This window comes from Bovifimicola ammoniilytica, assembly GCF_025567085.1.
GTDB classification, from domain to species: Bacteria; Bacillota; Clostridia; order Lachnospirales; family Lachnospiraceae; genus Bovifimicola; species Bovifimicola ammoniilytica.
Genome location: NZ_JAOQJN010000008.1, coordinates 44,548 through 58,475 on the forward strand (window position 1 = coordinate 44,548; position 13,928 = coordinate 58,475).

Consider the following 13,928-nt stretch of genomic DNA (forward strand, 5'->3'; position numbering starts at 1 on the left):
TTTCTATCTACTAAATAATTCAGGATATGTTTCATATAAAAAATCTTCCACACAAAGATATTTCTTTACTCTCTCAAAATTATCAAGTATTGCTTCCTTTCTGTCTTCGTAATCTGCTTTATTGCATTTATCAATTATATTATCTATATTCTCTAAATCTTTTTCTTTAATAATAATAATACCATCTTTATTAAAAAATTTATCTATTTTTTCTGCTCCTAAGTATATTGGAATCGTCATTGATGCAAAACAATTTAATAATTTCTCTGTAAAATAAAATTCATTTATATTATTTTCAATAGCAAAACTATATCTGTAATTTGTTAACGATTCTGCTATTTTTATATTTTTACCACCATCAAAAGTTCCAAAAACATCACCTTTTCCCGTATTTTTCAAATATCTTGCAATTTCCATTCTTACTTTATGCAAATGACACATATTCTTATCCGATGACACAATTGAAATATTCCTGTCTTTTTTTAAATATAATTTTTCATCTAATTGTCCACCACCATGTTTGGTTCCATAATAAACTCCTGCTGCCGGTACATATATTGCATTGCTATAATTATTTAATATCTTAGCTGAATGAGTAAATATTTTATCAAATTCATTACTTAATCCCGGATTTCTGTCAAAAATTTCGTAGTCTCCCGGAAAAATAGCCTCAGATTCTATTAAATATGCATATTTTTTTTGCGGATTTCCTTTAGTCTCAGTTATATAATTATGACTATAAACATGTATTGGTAATCTGAATGAATATCGGTCCCAGAATAAATGTAAAGGCATTCTTCCATAAGTGAAACTATACGGATATGTCCAAGACTGATTATCTCTTAAATACCATACATTCATTTGCTCACCATTAGCATTATATAATTCAGGTTCTTCTATATTAGTGAAACCACTATATTTTTCATTTTCCTTATTTTTCTTTTTAATATGCATATCATTTATGCATTTTCTTATATAACTTCTCATTACGTCTTACCTCTCTCTTATTCAATGCATAACGTATAACTGGCCTGCATAATGGTATTCTTATAAAATCTATTACTATTTTCTCCATTATGGATATTTCTAATAATTTTTTATTTTTATATATGTCACTCAAAAGTATTTTTATATCTTTATCAGTACCATTTGTCCTTATAGCCTGTTTGAGCAATTGATAGCTTTGCCATGCTGAGCGTTTTCTTATTATTTTCTCATATTCCGGATATTTTTCACAAATCATTTCAATCATTTTATTATGTGCATCTACTGAACTTGCTTTTCCTATCTTATATGTATGGCTAACACTACTTTCCCTCTTTCTATAATGATACATTTTTTTTCTTATCTGACCAAGTCTTTCCGTAGCCATAATACAGTCTATCGTAACACACATATCCTCAGCTACCATCAATTCACAATTAAAACGCAATTTCTTCTTCAGTCTTTCTAAATTAAACACTTTGTTACATACAGATGCACACATCATATTATTGGTATCATCTGTTATACACATTTTAATAGCTTCTTTTTGTTTAATATATTCACACTTATCTGAATATTCATCATCCCCTATATCATTTCCGTAAAATCCATAAGCTACTATATCTAAATCTTCCTCAATAATAATTTTCATTACTATAGCATATGTATTACTATCTATATAATCATCCCCGTCTACAAAGCTTATATATTTTCCTCTAGCCATTGCGACTCCACAATTTCTTGCAATACTTACGCCTTCGTTTTCTTTATGTAGTACAATTACATTCTTATAATGCTCTTTATAATAATCACATTTCAAGCCACTTCCATCTGTTGAGCCATCATCTATAAGTATTATTTCTATATTATTATCATATGACTGTTCTATAATAGACTTAACACATTTCTCAATATATTCAGATACATTATACACAGGAACAACGACTGATAAAATAATATTATCCAAAGTTTCTCTCCATTTCATTTTTGTCTTTTTTATTCTGGATTATCCTCTTATAAACATTTATATATTTATTATTTATATTTTCCATATCAAATTTTTCTACTGCATATTCTGTTATTTTTTTAGAATCAAATCTATAGAAATTATCTATCATATATTTTATTCCATCTGAAAGTGCAGTCACATCATTCTTTTCAACTATAATAGCGGCATCTTTATCCACAAGAGAATCAGCCCCTCCAGATTTAGTAACAACCAAAGGCTTGCCTAACATCATACTTTCCTCAACAAAAACTCCTGCCGATTCGGTCAGGCTGGCTGAAATGGCGAAATCCATACTTTTTATTATTTTGTATGTTTCCTCTTTAGATAACTGTCCATAAAATTTACAATTGTCTTGTATTCCCAGTTCATATGCCATTTGCTCGTATTTTTTCTTATAAATTCCATCTCCAACTATATGTAAATATATATTTTTGCCATTCTCTAATACTTTCTTTAATGCCGGCAATAATATATGATACCCCTTTACATATTCATTATAAAAAGCTGCTACTATGACCGCATTAACAGAACTATCTTTTCTTACATCTAGTGGTATAACATCTTTTCTTATATTTATCCCATTATACATTACCTGAAATTTGCAATCAGGAAATACTTCCCTCAATTTGTTTGTTAAATAATCTGACACACAGAAATTTGCCTTTGATTTTCTATAAACATTATGTATTATTCTCTTACTCCTGCTATTATTAATATCGGTTAATTCAAGTGGACAATGTTCTGTAATTACAACCGGTATATTAAATAACCTTCCTAATGCAATTGCATATTTTCCGGCACTGCCCGCTACATGCGCATGTATTATATCAGGTTTAAATTCCTTATTTATTCTCTTGAAGGCAAGGAAAATGTCTGTAAGACGCTGAATTTTGTATTTCAATCCTTCTTTAAACCTTGTACGGTATATTCTTACTCCGCTATCAATTTCACACGAACATCTCTCTTTCTGCTCTATATCAAATGGCCAGAAAAGCGCTACATTACATTTTTCTTTCATATTCATAATCTGCTCATAATGAAATATACCTGCACTAATTTCTTTATTTAATCCGGTATACCACGAAACCATCATAAGTACATTCATAATATTATAGCTCCTTTATACAGAATAACTACTTTCTACATATGCTTTATAAAATATCTTAACTTCTACCGCTTTAAATCTCCAGCCCATTATACCAATTATCAAATCCTACATTTTCCCATGGCATAGCTCTGTCAAAATGATATCTCCATGGATAGGCATTTTCACCAGTTACTTTATTCTTAATATTTCTAATATCTCCAATTACTTTTGCCGGATTTCCTGCTACAACTGTATATTCTTCTACATTTTTTATAACAATAGCACCTGCTGCAATCATTGAGTCCCTTTCTACTTTAATTCCCGGTAACAATAAAGCACCTGCTGCAATTATAGCAAAAGTCCCTACCGTAACTCCAAGAAAATCCTGTGATGGCGGAGTTGGATCATTAGTAAAGGTAACATTAGGAAATACCCACACATAGCTACTTATTTTCGTATATTGACCCATAAATACTTTACTATGCACTCTTACATAACTACCAATTTCACAATGATCCTGAATGTCTGACAATGTTCCTATACTTACATTATCACCTATGGTACTCTTTTCCCTGATTGTAGCATGATGCCCTGTCTGAAAATTATTACCTATATTATTATCATTATAGATAACTGTATAACTCCTTATTAGTGCGTTGTCACCTATGTTCAGTGTATGATTTAGATTGCTGAAATCATTATAAAAATCCATCAAATGCTCACCAAGTATACAACCTGCCTCAACTTTTGAATTTTGTCCTATTCTTGTTCCATCACGAATTATTACATTAGAATCTATATAGGAATTATCCCCTATATATACATTATCTTCTATTATACAATTATGTCCTATTCTGACATTTTTTCCTATTCGGGCATCAGATGAAATAATACAATTTTTTCCAATCATACAACCAGGTTCCAACTCCACACCTCCATTTCCCTAAAACTCAATCTCTTTCAAATATCTTGCTAACGCATCCTGCCATGTTGGTAAGGGCTCGAATCCATTTTCTACAAGTTTACTCTTATCTAAGCGACTGTTAAATGGTCTTGCTGCCTTTGATACACCATATTCTGCTGTAGTTACAGGAACGACCTTAGTTGTGTAACCTGCCTGTTTATAGATTTCGCAAGTAAAATCATACCATGAAATATATCCGCCCTCGTTTGTTGCATGATAGTATCCATATTTGTCTGTCTGAATCATATCTACTAAAAGTCTTGCAAGGTCATATGTGTATGTTGGTGTACCTACCTGGTCATTTACTACTGTTACTGTATCGTGAGTCTTTCCAACATTTAACATAGTCTTGATGAAGTTCTTGCCATTTACGCCAAATACCCATGCAATTCTTACGATAAAATATTTGTCAAGTGTTTCACTTACAGCTAATTCACCCTCTAATTTTGTCTGTCCATATACATTAAGAGGCTTATAATCCTTACAATCAGGCTGCCATGGTGTTTCGCCCTGACCATTAAATACATAATCGGTGCTGATATACATCATCTTTATATCAAGTTCTTTACATACATCTGCGATGTTCTTAGTTCCACCTGCATTAATTTTACGGCAGATTTCTTCATTATCTTCTGCGGCATCAACTGCTGTGTATGCGGCACAATGAATTACACCATCAACCTTTGATTCTGTAATAACTTTCTTTACTGCTGCTGCATCTGTGATATCCATTTCTTCAATGTCTACACCAACTGCTTCAATATTATTCTTCTTTAATTCGTTAACAACGTCAAATCCTAACTGACCTTTTACACCTGTTACTAAAATTCTCATTTTAATCTCCATTCTGAAGCGCTGCTTTTAGTTTTTATTTTTAGATTTTCCAGAATATCAGGGGTATATTTTTTTCTATAAATTTCCTAAATTGTTAAAAATATCAATTCACCCTTTTTATCTTATATATTATATATAATCATTAAATTCTTAATACTATCAATTATCTGTCACGCTTCCCTTCAGATAACCATATACCTGTACTAAGATGTCAGAATCAATAAGTATTCTGCTCCTGGCATTATATTAATATATTATTAATATATATCAAAATACCTATAATAATCAATACACTCTTACTTGTATAACACTATTCTAATCAGCCCTGACCATAACACGTATACTTTTAATTCCAAGTGCAATGGCCGCTAATACATTATATTCTCCACTGTATATAGATACTTTTTCATCATCAAGTGTCTTTTTGTCTATAACCACAGGTTCATCAAAATCTTTATTCTTCACTAAGTACGCTATCTTCTCTCTTATTCTGTCCTGATCAGGCTTTGCAATATTTAGTTTGATTTCATCTATATCTATTACAGGCTGAATTGTGTAATCTCTGATAATTTCGTAAACCCACTGATCCCTGCTTTTAACATTAGCCATTCTTACATAAGCACTTTCAACGCCAAGCATTACAAGAGCATTATATCCAACAATACCAGATACAACCGCATATTTTCCATATCCCAAAGGTCGTACCACAATCGTATTTCTATGATAGTTCATAAATTTCATTTCTCTATCCTTATCATCGCCTATGTCTTTAATCCGTTTATCAAGTGAATCCAGAATACTTTTATCAAGATTCTTGTGAATTTCCTCCACAACTTCTATATCACTCATATGAATCTTTATGAGTTTCTTATTCTTTCTCTTCCACGCATTTGTGTATGTTTTAAAAAATCTCATCTTTTTCCTCCACATTGTATTGTTATAAATTATTGTTATTAAACACCGGTTCACTAATTCTATTCCGGTATATTATATAATAAATTTCCAAACGATTAAAAACTTACTGCACATATTCCTATCATTTGCAAATACACCTAATTCACATAATTAATGTTACTACGCACAAATAACAGATTAAAAAATCATAGATAGATGATTTTTCAATCTGGCTTAATAATTACTTTCTTTTTATCACTTTCAAATTTCGCAATTCCAATTCTATTTATATCTTCAATATCTGTTAATTTAAGTGTATATATCATTTTAACGAACTTTCACATATTTTTCAATATCATATTCTATTTTATTTATACTTTTTCTTTATTGTATTTCTTTATTGCATTTTTTCCAGGTCCTTTTCATCTTTTTTACGTTTTCGCAGATTTTTAAAAAAATCTGATAACATTTCACTACATTCCTCCTGTAAAATCCCCGACTCAATTTCCACCTGGTGATTAAATTCTTTGACCTGTAACAAATTAATAACCGAACCTGCACTTCCTGCCTTAGGATTCATACTTCCGATATATACCTTTTTTATTCTCGATTGTACAATAGCGCCTGCACACATCTGGCAAGGTTCAAGCGTGACATACATTTCACAGTCATCTAACCTCCAGTCTCCGAGCCTCTTACTCGCCTTCTTTATAGCATTCAATTCCGCATGTGACAATGTATTTTTATCAATGTTACGCCTGTTGTATCCCCTTGCAATTATTTTGCCATGATATACAATCACACAGCCTATAGGCACTTCATCTATATTTTCTGCCTTTTTCGCCTGTTTAATTGCCGCCTTCATATATCGTTCTTCTGTCGTCATTATTAATCCTCACTTACTCGTTAACTTTATCTATTATAAATATCCATTTTCCGGATATGTATTTATGTTAGCTACTTACTCATTAACTCTATCTGTTATCTTTTTATTCTTTTCTATATTACCCGAATAAAGAATGTCGCCTGTGACATTCTCCGCCTGCGGCGGGTTGCTATAGCAATATTTTCTGCTCCACCACAGTGCGCTCCTCGCGGAGCGTTTTTTACTTACCAGGACAATTTCAACGAAATTTCCTGGTAAGTAAAAATATCAAAATTGCTTTTAACTGACCAATTAATTATTAGCATTCCATTACTTTTTGTTACAATATCCTTCGATATATTACAATAATGTAAAATTTTTGTATTAATCTATTATATTGCTTGCATATTTTATTATAATATTTTTTAATATATTTAGCTAGTAAATAAACAATAATATCAGCATATATTCTACATATATCAACATCTATTAACATATATTGCATTTATATTATTCTATTTACTATATGTTTCTTTACTTAACAATCAAAATATTAAGGCGGGTATGAATATGCGTAGGTCAAAAACTTCTATAAGGTTAATATTAATTCTTCTGACAATAACAATTTTTTCAGCATTATCGATAACGTTGTATAGTCATTTATGTGTAAAATCAGACCGGAGTGTCAAAACAGATGCTGCGGGCACTGATATTTCTAATTCCACTATATCAGATGGTTCTGATAACTCTGATAGTCCTGATAGCCCTAAACAGGTATCTACATCTCCGGAATGTAAAACTTTATTTAAAATAAATGGTCTCCATAATGGCGATGTTAAATTCTATGATAACAAATATATTGTCGGCAATGATAACGGAACTCTTGGTATCTTTGATTTTAACGGACAAAGAATTTGTAAATATGATGACATTAAATTAAACTGGCTGAGTGTTGAAAACACTGATAACGTTATTATATATGCAAATTCTAATAAGGAAGTCGGAATACTTAAGCTTGATGATTCACTAAATATCATCTTCCATGAAATTATAATGAGAAATGATAAAATGGCTATAGATCCTACAATTCTAAAAATTAATGATACATACTTTATTACCATTACAACCATCACTGGCACGATAAATAATTCAAACCCAGATAAAGATAATGGCATCTATTCCGTCGACTTATACAAATCAAAAGATTTACTCAACTGGACATATATGGATACAATTATTAAAGATAACCACAACATAGAAGACCTTGTAGCTATGAGTGTCAATGGTACTTATTATATATTCTTTGAGCGTGAAGTTGTCGATAAAGGCAATTCCTCATTAGAGGTTATTTTCTCCAATAATAATGGTATTAAATGGAGTTCTCCAAAACTTCTTTGTAAGGCTGAATCCGACAACGAATTAGGCAATCTTATCTTCTATAAGAACAAATTTATTCTTTATTACAGCAGTGACTACCTTAATAAAGGAACTTCCTATGAAGGTGCTTCAATTTTTGTAAAATCTTTTGATAAAAACCTTGAAAATGCATCTTCCCCTAAAGTATATAAGGAATTTTCAAGTACATTGCTATTTGATGTTCTCAAATCAGATGATTCCTTATACATCGTTTATAACGAACATTATATGACACAGTCGAATATGGTTCTGGCACAAATTTCACTATATTAAATATGATATATCATCCTTTAATACAAATATTAATAATCATAATTTACAATCGGACTTCCGATATACACATATGTTATATTCTCCTGTTCATTATACGAAAATGCTACATTTATATTTATCTTCTCACTGCCTATCGCAACATAATCCTGTAGTATTTTCGTATATCCATATACATTCATATGTTCATCATTTTGTCCATTAAATATTTCTTTTGCCCGAAAGCTCCTGAGTATTCCTTTTGCAATTTTATTCTCCTGCTCTTTGTCAATTTTACCATATATTTTCCCTTTTATAACCATATAAAGGTTTCGCGAACTAATATTTGCAGTCATTTCTTCATCTTTATTTATATTCTCGTCAATATTGGATTCTATATTTTCTCTCCTCGTTTCACTGCCATTTTTATCGTTATTATCTGATACATTTTCTACATTGGAATTGTTGTTGTTTTTCTTACTATTATCTACCAAATTTTCTCCGCTGACTTTACTGTTATTTTCTTCTCTGCATATTTCTTTCATAGTCTTTTCTATAAGATTTTTATAATAATATCCACTTTCTAACGAACCTTTTATATTTAATGATACCGATAAATAATTTCTTTGTGCTATAACATTCTGGCTTTCCTGATATTCTGTTGTAATAAGCTCAAGTTCAAGTTCTGAACTTTTACCCTCTTTCTTCATTACCGCTACACTTCCTGCATCAGTTCTATATTTATCATAATAATATTCTGAATTTACACCTAATCTTTCTGCTATCTTATCTATTAATTCAAGACTTCCCGACTCTCCATAATATTTTTCTCCCAGATAATAATAACCCTCTATTTCGCAATCGGCTTTGTGGATATTACTGTTCTTAAAAACTTTTTCTAATGAATTTTCAGCAATAACATTGGCACTTACCAACTTCTCCGGTGCTAACTTACCATAAGCAAACTGTACTAATAATACAGTAATTCCTATTCCTAATAAATATATAATTTTTTTCATCAAAAAACTCCCTTACTTAAATACTTTATAAAAGTATCGTCAATAAAGGGAGTTTTTAATCAATTAATTAAATTGTATAAACGAAATACCACAAACAAGGTATACTTTGTATTATCTGTATTTTCACTCTACAAGTCTTTAATTTATTTTAAAGCTTCAATTCTCGCAAGCGAACGTCTGAGAGCTGCTTCAGCACGATCTATATTAACGCCTTCGCCGCCTTCTTTTATACGTCTTTCTGCTCTGATTCTAGCTTCTTCAGCTCGGTTGGCATCAATTTCATCCGGCCACTCTGCTACTTCTGCCATTACAGTTATTTTATCTTGCAATATTTCCACAAATCCTGCGTGTACTACAGCTTTCTTAGGTTCATCATTATCATTTTCATATATTTTGACAATACCCGGTGCAAGTATACATGTAAGTGGTATATGGTTTTTGTATACACCAATATTACCTTCACTTGTATTCATTTCCACAAACCAGGCTTTACCCTCGTAAAACTGTCTGTCTGGCGTAATAATCTCTAGTTCAAAAAATTTTTCTTCCATAGATTCTATTCCTTTCTCTTACTGAAGGATTACTTCTGCGCTCTTGCAACTACATCATCGATGCTTCCTGCATTTAAGAAGTAACTTTCCGGAATATCATCATGTTTGCCCTCAAGAATTTCTTTGAAACTTCTGATAGTTTCGCTAAGTGGTACATATTTACCCTCTACACCTGTAAACTGTACTGCGACGTTAAATGGCTGTGAAAGGAATTTTTGAACCTTTCTTGCTCTGGCAACTACAAGCTTATCTTCTTCTGATAATTCATCCATACCAAGAATTGCAATAATATCCTGTAACTCTTTGTATTTCTGAAGAATTTCCTGTACACCTCTGGCTACTTTATAATGTTCTTCACCTACAACCTTTGGATCAAGTATTCTCGATGTTGACTCAAGAGGGTCTACAGCAGGATAAATACCTAATTCTACGATGGAACGAGATAATACTGTTGTAGCATCCAAATGTGCAAATGTTGTAGCAGGTGCTGGATCAGTTAAGTCATCTGCCGGTACATAAACTGCCTGAACAGAAGTGATAGAACCATTCTTTGTAGATGTGATTCTCTCTTGTAAAGCACCCATTTCTGTCTGAAGTGTTGGCTGATAACCAACGGCTGAAGGCATACGTCCAAGTAAAGCCGAAACCTCTGAACCCGCCTGAGTGAAACGGAAAATGTTATCAATGAATAATAACACATCTTTACCACCCTGGTCTCTAAAGTATTCTGCCATAGTAAGACCTGTAAGACCTACTCTCATTCTTGCTCCAGGTGGCTCGTTCATCTGACCGAATACCATCGTCGTCTTGTTGATAACGCCTGATTCCTTCATTTCATAATATAGGTCATTACCCTCTCTTGTTCTTTCACCAACACCGGTAAATACTGAGTATCCACCATGTTCTGTTGCAATATTTCTGATTAATTCCTGAATTAATACAGTTTTACCAACACCTGCACCACCGAACAGACCGATTTTACCACCCTTCTGATATGGGCAAAGTAAATCGACAACCTTGATACCTGTCTCAAGTATCTCTGTTTCTGTTGACTGCTCTGCAAATGCCGGTGCTTTTCTATGGATTGGAAGATATTCCACACCCTCAGGTGCATCAATATTATCTATAGGATTACCAAGTACATTGAACATTCTTCCCAATGTATTCTCACCTACAGGAACTGATATTGGTGCGCCTGTAGCAACGGCTTCCATTCCTCTGACAAGTCCATCAGTTGAACCCATAGCGATACATCTTACTGTATCATCACCAAGATGCTGTGCTACTTCCACAACAAGTCTTCCATTATTAGTCTCTATGTTAATAGCATCATATATTTCCGGAAGATTACCGGCACTAAATTTGATATCAAGTACAGCACCGATAATTTGAGTGATTTTACCTATGCATTCTTTACCTGCATTATTCTCTGCCATTCTCTCACTCCTTACTTCATTTTTATTCAGGTTCCTGTAAACAACCATAAACAATATTTTTATATTGCTTATCGTAAATTTTACAATGACCTGTTATTTTTATTATATTAACTGATGGCTTCTGCACCAGCTATAATTTCTGTTAATTCCTGTGTAATCGAACTCTGTCTTGCTCTGTTATACATTAACGATAAATCTGCAATAATATCATCTGCGTTACTTGTTGCAGAATCCATTGCAGCCATTCTTGCACCATTTTCACTGGCTACAGCCTCGATTAGCGCACCATAAATCAAACTACTTACATACTTTGGTATAATCATATCAAGAGCTTCTTCATCATTTGGCTCATAATTCATCAAAGTAAGCTTGTCCTCTTTAGGAACATCTGCTTCCTCTGCTGAAACAGGCAGAACCTTAAGCATTGTAGGTATATGGCTTACTGTATTCTTAAATGTAGTATACGCAATGTATACCTCTCCGAATTCACCATTCTCAAATGCTTCTAATACCTTTTCGCCAATTTCCATAGCATCTCTGTACATTGGCTCATTTACCACTTCTGAGAAGTCATCTTTAATTTCATAACCGCTTCTTACAAGATTCTCTCTGCCTTTTTTACCTATTACATAAGTTACTACCTTGTCTGCTGAAAAATCTTCATTCTTAGTAAGTAGCTTTGTAACATTACTGTTATATCCTCCGGCAAGGCCTCTGTTAGCCGTTATAACTATAACTGCTTTCTTCTTGCTCACACCTGCACGTAAATATTTATGGTTAATATTTCCTGAACGTGCAAGCATAGAAGTTACACTTTCATACATATGATTAAAGTATGGTTTTGCTTTTTCTGCGCGAACTCTTGCTTTCTGCAATTTTACAGTGGCAACCAGCTTCATGGCTTTAGTAATCTGTTCAGTACTCTGAATACTTGTTTTACGTCTTTGAATATCTCTCATTGACGCCATGATTTACACCACCTTTCCTAAGGTATGGCATCTATTTTGCTGCCTTACACTCTGTAATTGCCTTAACAAGTTTCTCTTCAATCTCTGCCGATAATTCTTTTGTCTCCTTAATACTCTCAGGTATCTCAGGATATTTTGTGCTGATATATTCGAATAATTCCTTTTCGAAATCAAGAATTTCATTTACAGGAATATCCAATAAATATTTCTTAGTTGCAGCATATATAATAATTACCTGATATTCAACAGGCATTGTATTATACTGATCCTGCTTTAACATCTCTTTAATTCTTTCACCCTGTGCTAACTTCTCTTTAGTATCAGCATCAAGTTCTGAACCAAACTGTGAAAATGCTGCTAACTCTCTATACTGTGCTAACTCCACACGAATAGGCGCAGCTAATTTCTTAATAGCTTTAATCTGTGCAGCACCACCAACTCGTGATACCGAAAGACCTGCATTTACGGCCGGTCTGAAACCTGCATTAAACATCTCTGTTTCAAGGTAAATCTGTCCATCTGTTATCGAAATAACATTTGTAGGAATATATGCCGATACGTCACCTGCCTGAGTCTCGATAATAGGAAGTGCTGTTAACGAGCCTCCTCCTAATTCATCTGAAAGTCTGGCTGCACGTTCAAGTAGTCTTGAATGTAAGTAGAATACATCACCAGGATATGCCTCACGGCCTGGTGGTCTACGAAGTAATAACGAGAGTGTACGATATGCTGTAGCATGTTTGCTCAAGTCATCATATACTACTAACACATCCTCTCCATTTTCCATCCACTCCTCACCAATTGCACAACCTGAATAAGGTGCAATATACTGTAATGGAGCAAGGTCACTTGCTGTAGATACGACAATTGTTGTATATGCCATTGCACCATATTCTTCTAATGTTTTAACAATTGATGCTACTGTTGATGCTTTCTGTCCGATAGCAACATATATACATTTAACATTCTGGTCTTTCTGATTAATGATTGTATCAATCGCAATCGCTGTTTTACCAGTCTGACGGTCACCAATGATAAGCTCACGCTGTCCTCTTCCGATAGGAACCATCGCATCAATAGCTTTAATACCCGTCTGAAGTGGTGTGTCAACAGATTTTCTTGAAATAACACCAGATGCTACTCTTTCAATCTGTCTGTACTTATCTGTATGGATTGGTCCTTTACCATCTATTGGTTGTCCAAGCGCATTAACAACACGGCCTAACATTGCATCACCAACCGGTACTTCTACAACTCGGCCTGTTGATTTAACAGTATCGCCTTCATTTATGTTCTTCTGATTGCCAAGTAATACGGCACCTACGTTATCTTCTTCAAGATTCAATACCATACCATATACTTCACCTGGAAATTCAAGAAGTTCACCCTGCATAGCCTTTTCAAGACCATGTATACGAGCAATTCCGTCAGCTACCTGGATTACTGTACCGATGTTAGAAACATCAAGTTCAGCGGAATATTTTTGTATCTGCTCTTTAATAACAGAACTGATTTCTTCCGGTTTTAAATTCATGGAGCTAACCCACCTTCTTTCTAGCATAATATATTACCTTTAACTATCATAAATATGACTCTTCACACTTTATATAATTAAATAATTATTACACTGTATTTTTCAATAAAATATATTT

Annotated in this window: 13 protein-coding genes; 1 reads left to right on the plus strand and 12 read right to left on the minus strand. The window is 33.0% G+C overall.

Going from position 1 to position 13,928, the window contains the following annotated elements; genetic code table 11:
• Window positions 1-3: 3 nt before the first annotated feature.
• From OCV48_RS10840 to tadA, 7 genes are all read right to left on the minus strand, one after another.
• Window positions 4-987 (minus strand): glycosyltransferase family 10 domain-containing protein, encoded by a 984-nt coding sequence (locus tag OCV48_RS10840; RefSeq protein WP_021982250.1) that lies wholly within the window; start codon window positions 985-987, stop codon window positions 4-6.
• Window positions 956-1,951: a glycosyltransferase gene (locus OCV48_RS10845; RefSeq protein WP_262559665.1), complete on the minus strand. Its 996-nt coding sequence runs from the start codon at window positions 1,949-1,951 to the stop codon at window positions 956-958. The genes OCV48_RS10840 and OCV48_RS10845 overlap by 32 nt, the downstream gene beginning before the upstream one ends.
• Window positions 1,944-3,098 (minus strand): glycosyltransferase, encoded by a 1,155-nt coding sequence (locus OCV48_RS10850; protein ID WP_021982248.1) that lies wholly within the window; start codon window positions 3,096-3,098, stop codon window positions 1,944-1,946. Before OCV48_RS10850 ends, OCV48_RS10845 begins: the two co-directional genes overlap by 8 nt.
• Before the next feature lie 73 nt (window positions 3,099-3,171).
• Entirely contained in the window at window positions 3,172-4,005 is an 834-nt protein-coding gene (locus OCV48_RS10855; protein WP_021982247.1) for an N-acetyltransferase, read from the minus strand.
• 18 nt (window positions 4,006-4,023) lie between these two features.
• A complete protein-coding gene (gene rfbD / locus OCV48_RS10860; protein WP_021982246.1) occupies window positions 4,024-4,878 on the minus strand; it encodes a dTDP-4-dehydrorhamnose reductase in 855 nt (284 codons plus the stop codon).
• Window positions 4,879-5,193: 315 nt separating this feature from the next.
• The gene (locus tag OCV48_RS10865) at window positions 5,194-5,793 is read right to left on the minus strand and encodes a hypothetical protein (protein ID WP_147591926.1); all 600 of its coding nucleotides are present in this window, start codon (window positions 5,791-5,793) and stop codon (window positions 5,194-5,196) included.
• Window positions 5,794-6,169: 376 nt separating this feature from the next.
• Complete coding sequence (gene tadA, locus OCV48_RS10870; RefSeq protein WP_021982244.1) at window positions 6,170-6,658, minus strand: tRNA adenosine(34) deaminase TadA; 489 nt, start codon at window positions 6,656-6,658, stop codon at window positions 6,170-6,172.
• Between the two features lie 549 nt (window positions 6,659-7,207).
• On the opposite strand from tadA, the gene OCV48_RS10875 reads away from it, so the two are divergent.
• Window positions 7,208-8,326: a glycoside hydrolase family protein gene (locus OCV48_RS10875; RefSeq protein WP_147591927.1), complete on the plus strand. Its 1,119-nt coding sequence runs from the start codon at window positions 7,208-7,210 to the stop codon at window positions 8,324-8,326.
• Window positions 8,327-8,355: 29 nt separating this feature from the next.
• Here the strand turns inward: OCV48_RS10875 and OCV48_RS10880 are convergent, their stop codons facing one another.
• The 5 genes from OCV48_RS10880 to atpA form a co-directional block, all read right to left on the minus strand.
• On the minus strand, window positions 8,356-9,321 hold the full coding sequence (locus OCV48_RS10880; RefSeq protein ID WP_147591928.1) for a YwmB family TATA-box binding protein: 966 nt from the start codon (window positions 9,319-9,321) through the stop codon (window positions 8,356-8,358).
• A 143-nt stretch (window positions 9,322-9,464) separates the two neighbouring features.
• Window positions 9,465-9,872 (minus strand): ATP synthase F1 subunit epsilon, encoded by a 408-nt coding sequence (gene atpC / locus OCV48_RS10885; protein WP_021982241.1) that lies wholly within the window; start codon window positions 9,870-9,872, stop codon window positions 9,465-9,467.
• Window positions 9,873-9,901: 29 nt separating this feature from the next.
• Window positions 9,902-11,308: a F0F1 ATP synthase subunit beta gene (atpD, locus tag OCV48_RS10890; protein ID WP_021982240.1), complete on the minus strand. Its 1,407-nt coding sequence runs from the start codon at window positions 11,306-11,308 to the stop codon at window positions 9,902-9,904.
• A gap of 107 nt (window positions 11,309-11,415) precedes the next feature.
• Window positions 11,416-12,276 carry an ATP synthase F1 subunit gamma gene (gene atpG / locus OCV48_RS10895; RefSeq protein WP_021982239.1) on the minus strand — a complete coding sequence of 287 codons (861 nt, stop codon included), beginning with the start codon at window positions 12,274-12,276 and terminating at the stop codon, window positions 11,416-11,418.
• Between the two features lie 31 nt (window positions 12,277-12,307).
• Window positions 12,308-13,810 (minus strand): F0F1 ATP synthase subunit alpha, encoded by a 1,503-nt coding sequence (gene atpA / locus OCV48_RS10900; protein WP_147591929.1) that lies wholly within the window; start codon window positions 13,808-13,810, stop codon window positions 12,308-12,310.
• Window positions 13,811-13,928: the final 118 nt, after the last annotated feature.